Source organism: Streptomyces sp. NPDC056628 (assembly GCF_042792555.1).
In the GTDB taxonomy this organism is placed as follows: Bacteria; Actinomycetota; Actinomycetes; order Streptomycetales; family Streptomycetaceae; genus Streptomyces.
Genome location: NZ_JBHTWG010000008.1, coordinates 196,575 through 213,637, shown reverse-complemented (window position 1 = coordinate 213,637; position 17,063 = coordinate 196,575). Strand labels below are relative to the sequence as shown.

Below are 17,063 nucleotides of genomic sequence, written 5' to 3'. Positions count from 1 at the left end.
CGCTACGCCTCGTAAGGCACCGCACGCGCCACCGCTCAGGGGCGCGGGGACCTGCGTGACCGGCCACGGACAGGCCGTCTCCCTGACCCCGCGCCCCGGGGCCGTCGGGCGTACATTGACCGGCATGGCGCCGCTCCCCGAGTCCCGCACCGACCCCGACGGTTCGGCCACCCTCCGCGTCCTGAGCTACAACGTCCGCTCCCTGCGCGACGACACCGCGGCCCTCGCCCGAGTGATCCGCGCCTGCGCCCCCGACCTGGTCCTCGTCCAGGAGGCACCGCGGTTCTTCCGCTGGCGCAAGAAACTCGCCCGGCTGGCCCGCGCCGCCGACCTCGTCATCCTCACCGGCGGGGCCACCGCGGCGGGACCGGCGATCCTGTGCGGTCTGCGGGCCACCGTGGAACGCACCGAGGACGTGCTGCTGCCGCTGGTCCCCGGGCACCATCGGCGCGGCTTCGCCACCGCCGTGGTCCGCTTCGGCGGTGCCCGCCTCGGCGTCCTGAGCTGCCACCTCTCCCTGTACGCGGACGAGCGTCTGGAACAGGGCGGCATGCTGCTGGACCGGCTGTCCGCGCTCGGTGTGGAGCACGCCGTCGCCGGGGGAGACCTGAACGACCGGCCCACCGGCCGCACCTTCCGCCGGCTCGCCGGCAGCCTCCAGGACGGCTGGGCCACCGCCCCCTGGGGCGGCGAGCACACCTCGACACCGCTCGACCCGCACCAGCGCATCGACGCGATCTTCGCCACCGAGGGCGTGGAGGTGCTCGGCTGCGGTGTCCCGCTGGACCTGCCCGGGGTGACGCAGGAGGACCTGCGGGCGGCCACGGACCATCTGCCGGTCCTCGCCGCCCTCAGGGTGCCCGCCGCGCAACAGGGCTGACCCGGGGCGGCGAGCGCCGGGTCAGACGACAGCGCCCCGCCCGGGGTCGTCGCCGTCCTCGTCGTCCGTCCTCAGCCGCATCACCAGCGTGCCGAAGCCGCCCAGGAAACCGCCGATGCCGAGCGTGGCCAGCCACCACGTCATGTCCCAGCCGAACAGGACGGCGAGCAGCAGCAGCACCGGCCCGCCGACCACCGCGAGCCAGGCGAACTTCGCGGTCGCGTCCGCCTCGGGCAGCGGCGGCGGCTCCGGCGGGACGAAGTGGCCCTCGTCGTCGGCGTCGAAGTCGTCCTCCGTCGGCTCGGGCGCGCTGTAGTCGCGGGGGCCGACGCCGGGCGCGAAGGAGACGGAGGCGCCCAGCGGGCGCACCGGCGCGTCCCCACCGTCGTCGTCCTTCACGGCGGTGTCGCCGGGCTCGGTCCGCTCCGCCTTCGGCTCGGCGTCCGCGGCGCCGGCCGCGGAGTCGTTGACGCCCGATTCGAGCCGCGCCAGGTCCTCGACCGACTTGAACGGCTTGGTCCCGGGCGGGTCCGTCGGCTCCTCGCCGTACCCGGCGACGATCGCGGCCCAGGCGGCGTCCTCGTCGAACGGGACGTGCTGCTCGTCGGGCTCGCGCTCCTCGTGTCTGTCACGGTCGGAGCCGGAGTCGTGCTCAGCCACGTGCGGTCGTCCCTTCCTTGCCGGCACCGGTCGCGAGCCGGCCGATGAATGCGAGGCTCTCCTCGTGGATCCGGTCCGCGTCATGGTCCAACGTCGCGACGTGACGGCTCTGTTCCAGCACGATCTCCGTCACGTCGGTGGAGGACACCCGGCTCAGGACCCGGGCCGCGTCCGCCGCGGGCGCGACGCGGTCCTGTCCGCTGCGCAGGAGCAGCAGGGGCTGTGTGACCTGCGGGAGCTCGCCGTCGACCAGGCGGAGGAAGGACCGCAGGGAGTGCGCGGCGTGCAGCGGCACCCGGTCGTAGCCGACCTCGCCGGCGCCCTCCTTCGCGATGCCGCCGGCGATCCCCGGCCCCGTGCGCACCAGGTGACGCGCGACCGGCAGGGTGCGCGCGGGCAGGCCGTGCAGCCGGCTCGCCGGGTTGACGGCCAGCACCCCGGACACGTCCCGGCCGTGCCGGGCGGCCAGCCGCAGCGCCAGGGCGCCGCCCAGGGACAGGCCGCCGACGAAGACCTGGGAGCAGCGGTCGCGCAGGGCGCGCAGCTCACGGTCCACCTCGGCGTACCAGTCCTGCCAGCCGGTGATCCGCAGGTCCTCCCAGCGCGTGCCGTGCCCCGGCAGCAGTGGCACCGAGACGGTGAACCCGCGCGCGGCGAGATGCTCCGCCCAGGGGCGCAGCGACTGCGGGGAGCCGGCGAATCCGTGGCACAGGAGGACCCCGACCTCTGTGCCCTCGCGGCGGTACGGCTCGGCTCCAGGAAGGACCGGCACCTTACGGTCTCCCGTTCGTGAGAGGGACGGCATGGACGTGCACGACGACATCGGCTCACGCGGCAGCCGCGTGTCACTACAGCCCGGTGAGGTTCACCGTACGCGACCGCACTGACACCGACCAGGGCCGTCGGGTCCTTCCGCCGCGCTCCGGGTTAAGGTCTCCTCCACACACACAGGAGGCACAGGGTTGTTGTACGGCGCGATGAAGGTGGCCATCGGAGGACCGTTGAAGGTCGCCTTCCGGCCCTGGGTGGAGGGCCTGGAGAACATTCCCCCCGAGGGTGCCGCGATCCTGGCGAGCAACCACCTGTCGTTCTCCGACTCGTTCTTCCTGCCCGCAATCCTCGACCGCAAGGTGACCTTCATCGCGAAGGCCGAGTACTTCACCACCCCGGGGGTCAAGGGCCGGCTGACGGCGGCGTTCTTCAAGGGCGTCGGCCAGCTGCCGGTGGACCGCTCGGGCGCGCGCGGCGCGGGCGAGGCGGCCATCAGCAGCGGCATAGAGGTGCTGGAGCGGGGCGAGCTGTTCGGGATCTACCCGGAGGGCACGCGCTCGCCCGACGGACGGCTCTACCGGGGCAAGCCGGGCGGCCTCGCGCGCGTGGCGCTCGCCACCGGGGCGCCGGTCATCCCCGTCGCCATGATCGACACCGAGAAGATCCAGCCGCCCGGGCAGGTCATGCCCAAGCTGATGCGGCCGGGCATCCGGATCGGCAAGCCCATGGACTTCACCCGGTACCAGGGCATGGAGCACGACCGTTTCGTCCTGCGGGCGCTGACCGACGAGGTCATGTACGAGATCATGAAGCTCTCCGGCCAGGAGTACGTCGACATATACGCGACCGCCGCCAAGCGGCAGATCGCGGAGGCCGCCAAGGCCGAGAAGGAACAGGCGAAGAAGACGAGGAAGCCGGACGAGGAGCGTCCCGGGGCCTAGGGGAGTCCCGTCGATCGGGCCGGATCAGCGAGCGGTGCCGGGCGCCGGGAGCCCGGCATGATCGGCGAGACACTCCCCAGGGGCCGTCCGGGGCCGGGTCCGGCACACAGGGGGTGGGGGCGTGGCCAGGCGTGAGCGGGTCATGAGGATGTCGGTCGAGCAGCCGCTGTGGCGTGCGCTCGCCGGGTACCGGGTACTGACCGCGGTCTACGCGATCGGCCTGTTCGTCAGCGCGCACGACCAGGTGGCCCGGCCCTGGGTCGCCCTCGGCTACTTCGCCGTCCTGGTCGTCTGGACCCTCGCCACCCTGCCGAGGGTCGCCAACGCCGCGAGCTGCACCCGGGCCTTCCTCGCCGTGGACCTGTCCGTCGCCGTCGCCGGCATCCTGCTGACCCGGGTCGCGGAGTCGCCCGAGCGGATCGACGCCGGGGCGCCCACCCTGCCGTCGATCTGGACCGCGGGCGCCGTGCTGGCCTTCGCCATCAAGGGCGGCTGGCGCTGGGCCGCGTTCGCCTCCACGCTGGTGGCCGCCGCCAACCTGGCCGAGCGCTCCGGGGTGCCCACCCGGGACACCATCCACATGGTGCTGCTCGTCTGGATCGCGTCCATCGCCATCGGCTACGTCGTCGAGGTCGCCCGCGCCTCCGAGCGCACCCTCGCCCGCGCCCTGGAGATCGAGGCGGCCACCCGGGAACGGGAGCGGCTGGCCCGGGACATCCACGACAGCGTCCTGCAGGTACTGGCGATGGTGCAGCGGCGCGGCGCCGTCATCGGCGGCGAGGCGGCCGAGCTCGGCCGGATGGCCGGCGAGCAGGAGGTGGCCCTGCGCACCCTGGTCTCCGGCGGACTGGTGCCGGTCTCCCGGGTCTCGGAGGACGCCGCCGAGGGCGCCGTCGTGCGGGCCGTGGAGGAGCCAGACGACGGCGGCGACGGCGGGCCGGTGGACGTGCGGTCGCTGCTCGCCCCGTACGCCGGTGCGCGGGTCAGCCTCGCGGAGCCCGGGGCTCCGGTGTCGCTGCCCCCGGCCGTCGCGCGGGAGCTGACGGCGGCCGTCGGGGCCGCCCTGGACAATGTGCGCGCGCACGCCGGGGCCGAGGCGCGCGCGTGGATCCTCGTCGAGGACGAGCCAGGCGAGGTGGTCGTCACCGTCCGGGACGACGGCCCCGGCATCCCCGAGGGCCGGCTCGCCGAGGCCGAGGGCGAAGGCCGGCTCGGGGTCGCCCTGTCGATCCGCGGACGGCTGCGCGACCTCGGCGGCACCGCCGAGGTGATCTCGGTGCCGGGGCAGGGCACCGAGGTGGAACTGAAGGTACCGAAGGCCGGCAGTGCCTCGCGGGGGAAGGCGGAGCAGCGATGACGGACGGCGCGAGCGGACAGCGGGAGCCGATCAGGGTGATGGTGGTCGACGACCACCCGATGTGGCGTGACGCGGTCGCCCGCGATCTGGACGCGTCCGGCTTCGAGGTCGTCGCCACCGCGGGCGACGGCGAGCAGGCGGTGCGCCGCGCCAAGGCCGCCGGCCCCGACGTGCTGGTGCTCGACCTGAACCTGCCCGCCAAGCCCGGTGTCCAGGTCTGCAAGGAACTCGTCGCGCACAACCCCGCGCTGCGCGTCCTCGTGCTGTCCGCGAGCGGCGAGCACGCCGACGTCCTGGAGGCCGTGAAGTCGGGCGCGACCGGCTACCTGCTGAAGTCGGCGTCGACCGAGGAGTTGCTGGACGCGGTGCGCCGCACCGCCGTCGGCGACCCGGTGTTCACGCCGGGCCTGGCCGGGCTGGTCCTCGGCGAGTACCGCAGGCTGGCCTCCGAGCCGGCGCCGCCCGCGCAGGAGGCCGGGCGGCCGGGCGCCCCGCAGCTCACCGAGCGGGAGACCGAGGTGCTGCGGCTGGTCGCGAAGGGCCTGAGCTACAAGCAGATCGCCGAACGCCTCGTCATCTCCCACCGCACGGTGCAGAACCACGTGCAGAACACCCTCGGCAAGCTCCAGCTGCACAACCGCGTGGAGCTGGTGCGGTACGCGATAGAGCGGGGCCTCGACGAGGAGTGAACCGCGCGTCGCCGGCTTGACGAGCCGTAAACGAAATACCCGGTCGTTCACCGGAATTGCCGGTCCGACCCATCGCTGTGTGACCTGGCTCACCATTAGCGTGGCCTCACCAGGCAACCCCGGCGAAGGGACATTTCCATGCGGGTCGGAGTACTGACCGGAGGCGGCGACTGCCCCGGTCTCAACGCCGTCATCCGGGCCGTCGTCCGCAAGGGCGTCCAGGAGTACGGCTACGAATTCGTGGGCTTCCGGGACGGCTGGCGAGGTCCGCTCGAGAACGACACCGTCCGTCTCGACATCCCCGCCGTGCGCGGCATCCTGCCCCGCGGCGGCACCATCCTCGGCTCCTCGCGCACCAACCCCCTCAAGGAACAGGACGGCATCCGGCGCATCAAGGACAACCTCGCCAAGCAGGAGATCCAGGCGCTGATCGCCATCGGCGGCGAGGACACCCTCGGGGTCGCCGCCCGGCTGTCCGACGAGTACGGCGTGCCCTGCGTCGGCGTGCCGAAGACCATCGACAACGACCTGTCCGCCACCGACTACACCTTCGGCTTCGACACCGCCGTCGGCATCGCGACGGAGGCCATCGACCGGCTGCACACCACCGCGGAGTCCCACATGCGGGTGCTGGTCTGCGAGGTGATGGGCCGTCACGCCGGCTGGATCGCCCTGCACTCCGGGCTGGCCGGCGGTGCCAACGTCATCCTCATCCCCGAGCAGCGCTTCGACGTCGACAAGGTCTGCGCCTGGATCACCTCCCGCTTCAAGGCGTCGTACGCCCCGATCGTGGTGGTCGCCGAGGGCGCCATGCCCAAGGACGGCGACATGGTGCTCAAGGACGAGTCGCTCGACTCCTTCGGGCACGTGCGGCTCTCCGGGGTCGGCGAGTGGCTGGCCAAGGAGATCGAGAAGCGGACCGGCAAGGAGGCCCGCACCACCGTCCTCGGGCACATCCAGCGCGGCGGCACCCCGAGCGCCTTCGACCGCTGGCTCGCCACCCGCTTCGGACTGCACGCCATCGAGGCGGTCCGCGACGGCGACTTCGGCAAGATGGTCGCGCTGCGCGGCACGGACATCGTGCGCGTCCCGATCGCCGAGGCGACGGCCAAGCTGAAGACGGTCGACGCCACGCTCTACGACGAGGCCGGCGTCTTCTTCGGCTGACCGGCGCCGGGCCCGACCGCCCGGCGGCGACGGGTTGTGGGCCGTATATTGCGGCCCACAGCCCTACGAGCGGGAGCAGCCTTGGAGATCGTCGCCTTCGGCGTGCAGGCCGACGAGAAACCCCTGATCCAGGAGGCGTTCAGGGACCACCACGCCGTCCGCTGCCTGGACGTCTTCCTCAACGACGACACCGCCCCCATCGCGGCGGGCCACGAGATCGTCTGCACCAGCGTCAACTGCGACCTGGGCGCCTCCGTGCTGCGGGCCCTCGCGGCCGGCGGCACCCGGATGGTCGCCCAGCGCTCCACCGGCTTCAACAACATCGACCTCGACGTCGCCAGTGCCCTCGGCATGACCGTCGCCCGGGTCTCGTACTACTCGCCCTACTCGGTGGCCGAGTTCGCGTGGACCCTCGCCATGGCGGTCAACCGCCGCGTCGTGCGGGCCTCCACGCGCACGCGTGACTTCGACTTCCGCCTCGACGGGCTGATGGGCCGCGACCTGCACGGCCGCACCGCGGGCGTCCTCGGCAGCGGGAAGATCGGCGAGGCCTTCGCCCGCATCGCCCACGGGTTCGGCATGAAACTGCTCGGCTGGGACGTCGCCGAGAACCCCGCCTGTATGCAGCTCGGCATGCGGTACGTCCCCAAGGAGCGGCTCCTCGCCGAGTCCGACCTGGTCAGCCTGCACGTCCCGCTGATGCCCGAGACCAGCCGGCTGATCGACGCGGACGCGCTGCGGACGATGAAGGACGACGCGATCCTCGTGAACTCCAGCCGGGGCGGGCTCATCGACACCGCGGCCCTCGTCGCCGAACTGCGCGAGGGCCGCTTCACCGGGGTCGGCCTCGACGTCTACGAGGCCGAGGCCGGACTGTTCTTCCTGGACAAGTCGCTCCAGGCCATCGAGGACGACACCCTGGCCCGCCTGGTCACCTTCCCGAACGTCCTGGTCACCTCCCACCAGGCGTACTACACACGGGACGCCGTCGGCCAGATCGTCGACACCACCGTGCGCAACGTCCTCGACTACACCGCGGGCCGCCGCTCGGAGAACGTGCTGGTCCCGCGCAGCTGACCCACCAGCTCCCGGACGACGGCGGCGCCGTTCAGCGTCAGCACCGACTCGGGGTGGAACTGCACCCCGGCGAAGCCGGGACCGCGCAGGGCGTGCACCTCCCCGTTCTCCGCCCGGCTGACCGCGACGCCGCGCGCGGCCAGCTCCTGCAGCGCCTCGTCGTCGCAGCGCGCCACGAAGCTGTTGTAGAAGCCGACCGTCTCCGGCCGCCCGAACAGGTCGATCGTGGTCTGCGCGCCCTGGTACGGCACGTCCTTGCGCACGATGTCCAGGCCCAGCTCGGCCGCGATCAGCTCATGGCCGAGGCAGACGCCGAGCACGCCGTGCCGGTGGTGCCGTACGACCTCGGCGGTCAGGTCCCGCAGGAAGCGCATCTTCGGGTCGGACAGGTCGCAGGGGTCGCCGGGACCGGGGCCGAGCACCACCGGCCCCTCGTGCGCGAGCACCGCCTCCCGCAGCCCCGGCTCGTCGTAGCGCCGGACGCTCACCCCGAGGCCGCCGGCGCGCAGCAGGTGCGCCAGCATCGCGGTGAAGGTGTCCTCGCCGTCGACGACCAGGGCGTCACCGGTGAGCTCGTCGCCCCGCTCCTGCATCCGCAGCCAGAACGGAGCCAGCGACGTCCGCCGCCCGTCCAGCGCGGCCCGCACGCGCGGGTCGTCGGAGAGCCGCACGCGCGCGTGCCCGGCGCGCGGCCGGGACGGCCCCACCCCCAGCGCCGCCAGCACCCCGGCCGCCTTCGCGTGGGTCTCGGCCACCTCGCCTGCCGGGTCCGAGCCGCGCACCAGCGTGGCGCCGACCGGCACCCGCAGCCGCCCGCCGGCGTCGATGTCGGCGGTGCGGATCAGGATGGGGGAGTCGAGGGTCTGCGCCCCGCCGGAGTCCCGGCCGAGCAGGGCCAGGGCGCCCGCGTAGTAGCCGCGCCCACCGGACTCGTGCCGCTCGATGACCCGGCAGGCGTTCTGCACGGGCGAGCCGGTCACGGTCGCCGCGAACATGGTCTCCCGCAGCACGTCCCGCGCGTCCAGCGAGGACTTCCCGCGCAGCTCGTACTCGGTGTGCGCGAGGTGCGCCATCTCCTTCAGCCGGGGCCCGACGACGACCCCGCCCATGTCGCCGACGGTGCACATCATCTTCAGTTCCTCGTCGACCACCATCGACAGCTCCTCGATCTCCTTGCCGTCGGCGAGGAAGTCCAGCAGGTGCTCGGGGGTCGGCCCCTCCGCGGGGTAGCGGTACGTCCCGCTGATCGGGTTCATCACGACCGTGCCGCCCGACATCCGCACATGCACCTCGGGGCTGGCCCCGACCAGCGTGCGGTCGCCGGTGTGGACGACGAACGTCCAGTACGCGCCCCGCTCGCCCTCCAGCAGCCGCCGGAACAGCGCGAGCGCGTCGGCCCGGGAGAACCCGTCGATCCGGCCCTCGTACGTCCGCCGGATCACGAAGTTGGCGCCCTCGCCCCGCCCGATCTCCTCGTCCAGCACCCGCCCGACGATCTCCGCGTACTCCTCGTCGCCGACGTCGAAGCCGCCGCCCTCGACCCGCACCTCGTGGGCCGGGAGCTGCGCCAGGGCGTCGGCCAGCGGCACGGTGTGCGACTCCTCGGGCGTCAGCACCAGCAAGGGGGTGCCGTCGTCCCGGACGTCGAAGCCGCGCTCGCGGATCTGCCGGAAGGGCACCAGCGCCAGGCCCTCGTCGGGGAGGTCGGCCAGCCGGTCGCGGGAGGCGACGGGGCCGAGGAGGACCTCCACGGTGTTCTCGTCGTGGCCCGGCGCGCGACGGCGCAGCAGGGCGAACGGGCGGGGATCGTCGAGCAGGTCGAGCAGCTGCATGGGTCCGATGTTCCTTCTCGCTGGGAGGAACGGACCCCGGGAAACACCGAAGGCCGCCCCTCGGGCGGCCTTCGCGAAGTCTGGATACGCGCAGTCAGCGGGCCGCCGAATGAGCGGTCCACCACCAGTTCTGGATCGAGTGCGCGAACATGCCTGGCACCCTACCCCATGTCCGAGTCGTGTACCCCGTGTCTCAATTGCTGGGCATGGGGCGGGACGCCCGACACGACCCCGTAATGTTGAGGACGTGACCGTGAACGCTAAGACCAGCGCGAGCGCTGGCAACACCTGGCGAAACCTGCCCGCGGCGCAGCAGCCCGAGTACCCCGACCCCGAGGCTCTGCGCGCAGTGATCGCGGACCTCGAGTCGTATCCGCCACTCGTCTTCGCGGGCGAGTGCGACCAGCTGCGCGCCCGTCTGGCGGCCGTCGCCAAGGGAGAGGCGTTCCTCCTCCAGGGCGGCGACTGCGCCGAGGCGTTCGACGGGGTGTCCGCGGATCACATCCGCAACAAGCTCAAGACCCTGCTCCAGATGGGCGCCGTGCTCACGTACGCCGCCTCGGTGCCGGTCGTGAAGGTCGGCCGGATCGCCGGCCAGTACTCCAAGCCGCGCTCCAAGCCGACCGAGACCCGCGACGGCGTCACCCTGCCGACCTACCGCGGCGACTCCGTCAACGGCTTCGACTTCACCGAGAAGGCCCGCGTCCCGGACCCCGAGCGGCTGAAGCGGATGTACAACGCCTCCGCCTCCACGCTCAACCTGGTGCGCGCCTTCACCACCGGCGGCTACGCCGACCTGCGCCAGGTACACGCCTGGAACCAGGACTTCGTGAAGTCGTCCCCGTCCGGACAGCGCTACGAGCAGCTGGCCCGCGAGATCGACCAGGCGCTCAACTTCATGCACGCCTGCGGGGCCGACCCGGAGGAGTTCAAGACGGTCGAGTTCTACGCCTCGCACGAGGCGCTGCTGCTCGACTACGAGTCCGCGCTGACCAGGGTCGACTCCCGCACCGGCCGGCTGTACGACGTCTCCGGGCACATGGTGTGGATCGGTGAGCGCACCCGGCAGCTCGACGGCGCGCACATCGAGTTCGCCTCGAAGATCCGCAACCCCATCGGCATCAAGCTCGGCCCGACGACGACGGCCGAGGAGGCGCTGCAGTACATCGACCGCCTCGACCCGGACCGCGAGCCGGGCCGGCTGACCTTCATCGTCCGCATGGGCGCCGACAAGATCCGGGACAAGCTCCCCGAGCTCGTCGAGAAGGTCACCGCCTCCGGTGCCACCGTGGCCTGGGTGACCGACCCGATGCACGGCAACACCTTCGAGGCGGCCTCCGGGCACAAGACCCGCCGCTTCGACGACGTCCTGGACGAGGTCAAGGGCTTCTTCGAGGTCCACAAGTCGCTGGGCACCCACCCGGGCGGCATCCACGTGGAGCTCACCGGCGACGACGTCACCGAGTGCGTGGGCGGCGGCGACGAGATCTTCGTCGACGATCTGCACCAGCGCTACGAGACGGCCTGCGACCCGCGGCTGAACCGCAGCCAGTCGCTCGACCTGGCGTTCCTCGTCGCGGAGATGTACCGCGACCAGTGATCTTTCCGATCACGTAGGTGTGGGGCGCGGATCACACGATCCGCGCCCCACACCACTTTTGCGCTCCTGCCAGGACGAGTAAGGTTAGGTTTGCCTCACCGATCAGGGGATGGCACTTCGACCCCGCCGGGAGGTGAACCGCGTGTACGTCTGCAGTTGCTTCGGCATCACCGAACAGCAGGTCAAGAAGCACGCGGAGAACGGCGCCTGCACCCCTCGCCAGGTCGCCTCGGCCTGCAAGGCCGGCACCGACTGCGGATCGTGCGTGCGCCGTATCCAGGCGCTGCTGGGCCGGGGCGCCTGCACCCGCCGTGAGCTCGCCGACCGCGGTGGGTCGGTCGTCTCCGACCTCGAGGACGCCGCCTAGACCGAAAGGTCCGGGCCGGCCCTAGCTCGGCTGCTCGATCTGCTGGGCGATGTAGAGCGCCTCCCCGAGCTTGTCGATGAGCTCCAGCTGGGTGTCCAGGTAGTCGATGTGGTGCTCCTCGTCCGCCAGGATCTCCTCGAAGATGTTCGCGGACGTGACGTCGCCCTTGGAGCGCATCAGCTCGATGCCGCGCTTGAGGCGGTCGATCGCCTCCATCTCCACCTGCCGGTCGGCCTGGAACATCTCCGTGACCGTCTGGCCCACCCGCACATGGAAGAGCCGCTGGTAGTTGGGCAGGCCGTCCAGCATGAGGATGCGCTCGGTGAGCTTGTCCGCGTGCTTCATCTCGTCGATGGACTCTTCCCGCGTGTACGTCGCGAGCTTCGTCCAGCCGTTGTTGTCCTGGATGCGGTAGTGCAGCCAGTACTGGTTGACCGCGGTGAGCTCACCGGTGAGCTGCTCGTTCAGGAATTCGAGGACCTCGGGGTCGCCCTGCATCGCTTCGGGCTCCTTCCAAGCGAGGGACTGGCAGGATGCGGCGCATGATTCCACCGGACGCGAAGATCGTCCAGTAAGTCTTCACTTAGTAAGTAAGTCCACGCTTAGTCCGTTTTGCACGGTTGGGTGGGGGGTGTGGTCAGGTGCACTGTCCCGGGTCTGTCAGGATGGAGGCATGGGTCAGCCGGTGGAGCGCGAAGGTGAGGCAGCAGCACACTCCGAGCTCCCGCCGGGGCAGCGCGTCCAGCGCGGATGGCCTGTCACGCACTACGGCCCGGTGCCCAAGTTCCGCCCCGAGCGCTGGGACTTCCGGGTCTTCGGCGCCACGGCCGACGGCGAGAAGCACAGCTGGACCCATGAGGAGTTCACGGCCCTGCCGTACGCCAGCCTCGTCGCCGACCTGCACTGCGTGACGAAGTTCAGCATGCTCGGCGCCGAGTGGGGCGGCATCCCGGCGCGCACGATCCTGGACATCGCGCCGCCGGCGCCCGCCGTCACCCATGTCATGGTGTGGGCCGAATACGGCTTCAGCTCCAACCTGCGGCTGGACGACTTCGCCTCCGACCGCGCGATCTTCGCCACCCATCGGGACGGCGAGCTGCTGACCGCCGAGCACGGCTTCCCACTGCGTCTGGTCGTTCCCCACCTGTACGCCTGGAAAGGACCCAAGTGGGTCCGTGGCGTGGAGTACATGACCGCCGACCGGCGCGGCTTCTGGGAGGAGCGCGGCTACCACAACGTGGGCGACCCGTGGCGCGAGCAGCGCTACTCCTACCAGGAGGAGCCCGGGGAGGGCCCCGAGCTCTGACTCCTGGTGCGGACGGGACTCAGTGGTACTGGTGCACCACCGCGTGCCCGCGGCCCCGGCCGATCATCCACTTGTTGACCGGAGTGGTGAGGACGAAGGCGACGGCCAGCGCGATCGCCAGCACCCACCAGAACAGCGGGTCGCCGAGCTCGGCGTCCATGGCGCCCGGCCACAGCGCGATCACGCCGTTGTCGACCAGCTCCATCACCGCGATGGACAGGGTGTCGGCGGCCAGCGCCACCTTCACTGCGGCGCCCAGTCCGAGGCCCGCCTCGAGGACGCCGCGCAGCGTGAGCGCGTAGCCGAAGAAGAAGGCCAGGACGATCGCCAGGACCAGGGTCGGCACGGCGCTCCAGCCGAGCGCGGTGCCGATCACCATGCCCAGCACCTCGCCGATGGCGCAGCCGGTGAGGCAGTGCAGCGTGGCCCGGACGGCGGTCTGCCACCCGCCGCCGGCGGCTGCCGCCTCGTGGTGGTGATGAACGTGTGACGCGTGTGCCTCGTGCTCCATGACGCCCCCTGACGCGCGGTTCCGTTTCTCGCTCCACCAGAACCACATACCCCCTGGGGGTATTCCTGGGCGGGTCAGCCGTCGCGGAGTTTCTTCAGCCGTTCCACGTCCGCCGCGTGCCCCTGCATGCCGCCGGGGGTCTCGATGATCAGCGGAACGCCCGCGGTCGCCGGGTGGGTCATCAGCGCGCGGAACGGGTCCTCCCCGATGTGCCCCGCGCCGATGTTCTCGTGCCGGTCCTTGTGCGCGCCGACGACGTCCTTGGAGTCGTTGGCGTGGATCAGCTTCAGCCGGCCCTCGCCGACCGTGTCCACCAGCAGGTCCAGGGTCTGGTGCATCCCGGAGGGGCCGGTGAGGTCGTGGCCGGCCGCGTAGATGTGGCAGGTGTCCAGGCAGACCCCCAGCTTCGGATGGGCGTCCAGGGCCTCGAAGTACGGCCCGAAGTCCCAGGTCCGCGAGCACAGCGAGGAGCCCTGCCCGGCGGTGGACTCCAGCAGCAGGAAGGGGTCGTCGTCGTGGGTCAGCTCGTCGAGCAACGGCAGCACGTGCTCGCGGACCTGCTTCAGGGCGACGGAGCGGTCCCGGCCGCCGGTCGCGCTGCCCGTGTGCACCACCACGCCGAGCGCGCCGATCTCCCGGCCGCGCCGCAGCGAGTGCCGCAGCGACTCCACGGACCTCTCGACGGTCGCCTCGGTGTGCGAGCCGAAGTTGATCAGGTACGGAGCGTGCACGTACGCCGGTATCGACTCGGCGGCGCAGGCGGCCCGGAACTCCTCGTCCTGGCGAGCGTTGCCGGCCGGGGTCGCCCACCCCCGGGGGTTGGCGACGAAGACCTGGACCGCCTCGGCCTTCAGGTCACGGGCGTAGGCGAGACCGACGGAGCTGAGGCCGCCGGCCACGGGGACATGGCCGCCGACGGGATTGCGGGAGGGGCCGGGGAGGGGGGTGCCGAACTGCTGACTTCTCACCGGTCCAGGGTGCCATGCGGCGTCAAATGTCCGGTCACCCGCCCGGTGACCGGGGCCGTCCCGCCGGCAGTCGTCGTCCAGGGGATCGCCTCACCGGATGGTGATGGTGATCGTCGACCCCTTGGGCGCCGTGTCGCCGCCCTTCACGGACTGCTTCTTGACCGTGTCCCCGAACAGGCCGAGCAGCCCGCGGTCCTCGTCGACCTCGAAACCGGCGGCCGCCAGGCGGTCCGTGGCGTCGTCGACGCTCTCGCCGACCACGTCCGGGACCTCGATCATCTCCGGGCCCTTGGAGAGGGTCAGCGTGACGGTGTCGCCCTCGGCCGCCTGGAGGCCCTCGCGCGGCGACTGCCGGGCGACCTGGCCCGCGTCGAACTCGGAGTTGACCCGGGCGGGCGCGATCTTCACCTTCAGGCCGGCCTCCTGCAGCTCGGCCCGCGCGTCCTCCACGCTGTCGCCGGTGACGTCCGGGATGTCGACGGGGCTGCCCTTGCTGACGGTGAGCGCGACCGCGGAGCCCGAGCGGACCGTGGCACCGTCGCCGGGGGACGAGGAGATCACGGAGCCGCGCGCGACCTCGTCGTCGAACTCGCGCGTCACCATGCCCGGCTCCAGGCCGCGGTCCTTCAGCGCGGCCCGCGCCTCGGCGAGCGGGCGGTCCCGCAGATCCGGCACCTTCACCGTCCTCGGGCCGAGGGAGACGACCAGGTCCACGGAGTCGTTCTGCCGGATGCGGGCGCCCGGCCTCGGGTCCGTGCCGACGACGGTGCCGCGGTCGAAGGTGTCGCTGTACGCCCGCCGCACCCGGCCGACGTCGAGCCCGTCCTGCTCCAGACGGTCCCGGGCCTGCGCCTCGGTCTTCGACAGCAGCGGCGGGACCTCGGTGAACTGGCCGGAGTTGATGTACCAGATGCCCGCGCCCAGACCCAGGGCCAGCAGCACGGCGGCCACCACGACCAGGGGGCCGCGCGGCCGGCGCGCGGCCCGCGCGCGGGGCGGCCCGGACGGCGGGGGCGGCGGCATCTCCAGGCGGCTGGTGCGGTCGACGCGGCCGTCCCCGTCGACCGGCAGCGGCCGGGCCACGGTGAGCCCGCGCGGGATCACGCTCGTGCGGTCGTCGGCGTTGTCGTGCCCGCCGGACAGCGCCTGCGGGGGCATCGCGTCCAGCTGCCCGTCGGTGAGCGCCGCGCGCGCCACCCGGGCCTGCGCGAGCAGGGTCACGGCGTCGTACGGACGGACGCCCGGGGTGCGGGCGGTGGCGGAGGCGACCAGCTCGTCGAGCTCGTAGGCCAGGCCCGGCACCACCGCGGAGGGCGGCGGGACGTCCTCGTGCAGGTGCTTGTAGAGGACCACAGCGGGTGAGTCCCCGTCGTGCGGCTTCCCGCCGGTCAGCATCTCGTACAGGACGACACCGCAGGCGTACACGTCGACACGGGCGTCGGCGGCGCCCGGCTGCTCTATCTGCTCGGGCGCGAGATACGAGACGGTGCCGAGGACGGCCCCGGTGGTGCTGGTCACGGTGTCCACCGAGCGCACCAGGCCGAAGTCGGCGACCTTGACCCGGCCGTCGTCCCCTATCAGCACGTTCTCCGGCTTCATGTCCCGGTGCACGAACCCGGCCCGGTGCGCGGCGCCGAGCGCGGCGAGCACCGGCTCCAGGATGTCGAGCGCGGCCCGCGGCTGGAGCGCCCCGCGCTCGCGCAGGACGTCCCGCAGGGTGCAGCCGGCGATGTACTCCATCGCGAGATAGACGTACGACCCGTCGGCGCCCTGGTCGAAGACCTGCACCACGTTCGGATGGGCCAGCCGGGCGACGGACTTCGCCTCCCGGATGAACCGCTCGACGAACGCCCCGTCCACCGCCAGCGCCGGATGCATCACCTTGAGCGCGAGCACGCGGTCGAGGCGGGTGTCCAGGGCCCGGTAGACCGTGGCCATCCCGCCGACCGCGATCCGCGCGTCCACGCGATACCGGCCGTCGAGCACCTGCCCGACCAGAGGGTCCTGAAGGGTCGTATCCACGCAGGTGAGTGTACGAGCCGACACCGACACCCCGTCCGGTCCCGAAGAGATCGGGGCGGGACTGCGACCGTCCTGTGACGGACGCCTCACCCTCCGGGCGCCTTGACCGAACGTATTTTCAGAAGGCCGGCCGTTCCGGATCCAGCCGCGCCAGGCCGTCCACCGGGGAGGACGCCTCGGCGAAGTGCCGCCGGGGGATCCGGCCCGCCCGGCGGGCCAGCCGGCCCGCCTCCACCGCGTGCCGCATCGCGTCGGCCATCAGCACCGGCTCCTGGGCCCGCGTCACCGCCGAGGCGAGCATCACGCCCGCGCAGCCCAGCTCCATCGCGAGCGCCGCGTCCGAGGCCGTCCCGGCTCCCGCGTCCAGGATCACCGGCACGCGCGCGTGCTCCACGATCAGCGCGAAGTTGTGCGGATTGCGGATGCCGAGCCCGGAGCCGATGGGGGAGCCCAGCGGCATGATCGCCGCGCACCCGGCGTCCTCCAGCCTGCGCGCCAGCACCGGGTCGTCGTTGGTGTACGGCAGCACCGTGAACCCGTCGTCCACCAGCGTCTCCGCCGCGTCCAGCAGCTCGATCGGGTCCGGCAGCAGGGTCCGCTCGTCGGCGATGACCTCCAGCTTGACCAGGTCCGTGCCGAGCGCCTCGCGGGCGAGGCGTGCCGTCAGCACCGCCTCGCCCGCGGTGAAGCACCCCGCGGTGTTCGGCAGCACCCGGATGCCGAGCCGGTCGAGCACGGAGAGGACCGAGCCGTGCACCGAGGGGTCCACCCGCCGCATCGCGACGGTCGTCAGCTCCGTCCCGGACGCCACAAGTGCCCGCTCCAGCACGTCCAGGCTGGGCGCCCCGCCCGTGCCCATGATCAGCCGGGAGGTGAGGGACAGGTCCCCGATGACGAGGGGGTCGTCGGCCATGG

18 protein-coding genes are annotated in these 17,063 nt (G+C 72.2%); 9 read left to right on the top strand and 9 right to left on the bottom strand.

The features are described 5' to 3' along the window. Positions 1 to 124 precede the first annotated feature (124 nt). A complete protein-coding gene (locus ACFRAC_RS14170) occupies positions 125 to 880 on the top strand; it encodes an endonuclease/exonuclease/phosphatase family protein (RefSeq protein WP_382924154.1) in 756 nt (251 codons plus the stop codon). 21 nt (positions 881 to 901) lie between these two features. Here ACFRAC_RS14170 and ACFRAC_RS14165 read toward each other — a convergent pair whose 3' ends face one another. After that, complete coding sequence (locus ACFRAC_RS14165) at positions 902 to 1,540, bottom strand: hypothetical protein (RefSeq protein WP_382924153.1); 639 nt, start codon at positions 1,538 to 1,540, stop codon at positions 902 to 904. Continuing rightward, the gene (locus ACFRAC_RS14160) at positions 1,533 to 2,312 is read right to left on the bottom strand and encodes an alpha/beta hydrolase (RefSeq protein WP_382924152.1); all 780 of its coding nucleotides are present in this window, start codon (positions 2,310 to 2,312) and stop codon (positions 1,533 to 1,535) included. Before ACFRAC_RS14160 ends, ACFRAC_RS14165 begins: the two co-directional genes overlap by 8 nt. A gap of 190 nt (positions 2,313 to 2,502) precedes the next feature. On the opposite strand from ACFRAC_RS14160, the gene ACFRAC_RS14155 reads away from it, so the two are divergent. The 5 genes from ACFRAC_RS14155 to ACFRAC_RS14135 all read left to right on the top strand — a co-directional run bounded on the left by ACFRAC_RS14155 (position 2,503) and on the right by ACFRAC_RS14135 (position 7,542). Continuing rightward, the gene (locus ACFRAC_RS14155; RefSeq protein WP_382924151.1) at positions 2,503 to 3,252 is read left to right on the top strand and encodes a lysophospholipid acyltransferase family protein; all 750 of its coding nucleotides are present in this window, start codon (positions 2,503 to 2,505) and stop codon (positions 3,250 to 3,252) included. Positions 3,253 to 3,373: 121 nt separating this feature from the next. Next, entirely contained in the window at positions 3,374 to 4,609 is a 1,236-nt protein-coding gene (macS, locus tag ACFRAC_RS14150) for a MacS family sensor histidine kinase (RefSeq protein WP_382924150.1), read from the top strand. Then, the gene (locus ACFRAC_RS14145) at positions 4,606 to 5,298 is read left to right on the top strand and encodes a response regulator (RefSeq protein WP_382924149.1); all 693 of its coding nucleotides are present in this window, start codon (positions 4,606 to 4,608) and stop codon (positions 5,296 to 5,298) included. Before macS ends, ACFRAC_RS14145 begins: the two co-directional genes overlap by 4 nt. Positions 5,299 to 5,436: 138 nt before the next feature. After that, the gene (locus ACFRAC_RS14140; RefSeq protein ID WP_382924148.1) at positions 5,437 to 6,465 is read left to right on the top strand and encodes a 6-phosphofructokinase; all 1,029 of its coding nucleotides are present in this window, start codon (positions 5,437 to 5,439) and stop codon (positions 6,463 to 6,465) included. Between the two features lie 81 nt (positions 6,466 to 6,546). Continuing rightward, on the top strand, positions 6,547 to 7,542 hold the full coding sequence (locus ACFRAC_RS14135; protein ID WP_382924147.1) for a 2-hydroxyacid dehydrogenase: 996 nt from the start codon (positions 6,547 to 6,549) through the stop codon (positions 7,540 to 7,542). On the opposite strand, the gene ACFRAC_RS14130 is transcribed toward ACFRAC_RS14135, so the two are convergent. Together ACFRAC_RS14130 and ACFRAC_RS14125 are read right to left on the bottom strand one after the other, a co-directional pair. Then, on the bottom strand, positions 7,494 to 9,374 hold the full coding sequence (locus ACFRAC_RS14130) for an anthranilate synthase family protein (RefSeq protein WP_382924146.1): 1,881 nt from the start codon (positions 9,372 to 9,374) through the stop codon (positions 7,494 to 7,496). The genes ACFRAC_RS14135 and ACFRAC_RS14130 overlap by 49 nt on opposite strands. Before the next feature lie 94 nt (positions 9,375 to 9,468). Next, positions 9,469 to 9,525 carry a trp operon leader peptide gene (locus ACFRAC_RS14125; RefSeq protein WP_382924188.1) on the bottom strand — a complete coding sequence of 19 codons (57 nt, stop codon included), beginning with the start codon at positions 9,523 to 9,525 and terminating at the stop codon, positions 9,469 to 9,471. 96 nt (positions 9,526 to 9,621) lie between these two features. Between ACFRAC_RS14125 and ACFRAC_RS14120 the strand changes: the two genes are divergently transcribed. Both ACFRAC_RS14120 and ACFRAC_RS14115 read left to right on the top strand, forming a co-directional pair. Further along, positions 9,622 to 10,974 carry a class II 3-deoxy-7-phosphoheptulonate synthase gene (locus ACFRAC_RS14120; RefSeq protein ID WP_382924145.1) on the top strand — a complete coding sequence of 451 codons (1,353 nt, stop codon included), beginning with the start codon at positions 9,622 to 9,624 and terminating at the stop codon, positions 10,972 to 10,974. A gap of 109 nt (positions 10,975 to 11,083) precedes the next feature. Beyond that, positions 11,084 to 11,341: a bacterioferritin-associated ferredoxin gene (locus ACFRAC_RS14115; protein ID WP_382924144.1), complete on the top strand. Its 258-nt coding sequence runs from the start codon at positions 11,084 to 11,086 to the stop codon at positions 11,339 to 11,341. A 21-nt stretch (positions 11,342 to 11,362) separates the two neighbouring features. Here ACFRAC_RS14115 and bfr read toward each other — a convergent pair whose 3' ends face one another. Next, a complete protein-coding gene (bfr, locus tag ACFRAC_RS14110) occupies positions 11,363 to 11,839 on the bottom strand; it encodes a bacterioferritin (protein WP_382924143.1) in 477 nt (158 codons plus the stop codon). A 175-nt stretch (positions 11,840 to 12,014) separates the two neighbouring features. Here bfr and ACFRAC_RS14105 point away from each other — a divergent pair, with 175 nt between their 5' ends. Beyond that, entirely contained in the window at positions 12,015 to 12,647 is a 633-nt protein-coding gene (locus ACFRAC_RS14105) for a sulfite oxidase-like oxidoreductase (protein ID WP_382924142.1), read from the top strand. A gap of 19 nt (positions 12,648 to 12,666) precedes the next feature. Here the strand turns inward: ACFRAC_RS14105 and ACFRAC_RS14100 are convergent, their stop codons facing one another. The 4 genes from ACFRAC_RS14100 to ACFRAC_RS14085 all read right to left on the bottom strand — a co-directional run bounded on the left by ACFRAC_RS14100 (position 12,667) and on the right by ACFRAC_RS14085 (position 17,061). Then, positions 12,667 to 13,158 carry a DUF4396 domain-containing protein gene (locus ACFRAC_RS14100; protein ID WP_382924141.1) on the bottom strand — a complete coding sequence of 164 codons (492 nt, stop codon included), beginning with the start codon at positions 13,156 to 13,158 and terminating at the stop codon, positions 12,667 to 12,669. A gap of 74 nt (positions 13,159 to 13,232) precedes the next feature. Continuing rightward, the gene (locus ACFRAC_RS14095) at positions 13,233 to 14,126 is read right to left on the bottom strand and encodes a deoxyribonuclease IV (RefSeq protein ID WP_382924140.1); all 894 of its coding nucleotides are present in this window, start codon (positions 14,124 to 14,126) and stop codon (positions 13,233 to 13,235) included. A gap of 90 nt (positions 14,127 to 14,216) precedes the next feature. Then, a complete protein-coding gene (gene pknB / locus ACFRAC_RS14090; RefSeq protein ID WP_382924139.1) occupies positions 14,217 to 16,148 on the bottom strand; it encodes a Stk1 family PASTA domain-containing Ser/Thr kinase in 1,932 nt (643 codons plus the stop codon). A 118-nt stretch (positions 16,149 to 16,266) separates the two neighbouring features. Next, positions 16,267 to 17,061, bottom strand: a complete 795-nt coding sequence (locus ACFRAC_RS14085) for a thiazole synthase (protein ID WP_382924138.1) — start codon at positions 17,059 to 17,061, stop codon at positions 16,267 to 16,269. Between the last annotated feature and the right edge of the window lie 2 nt (positions 17,062 to 17,063).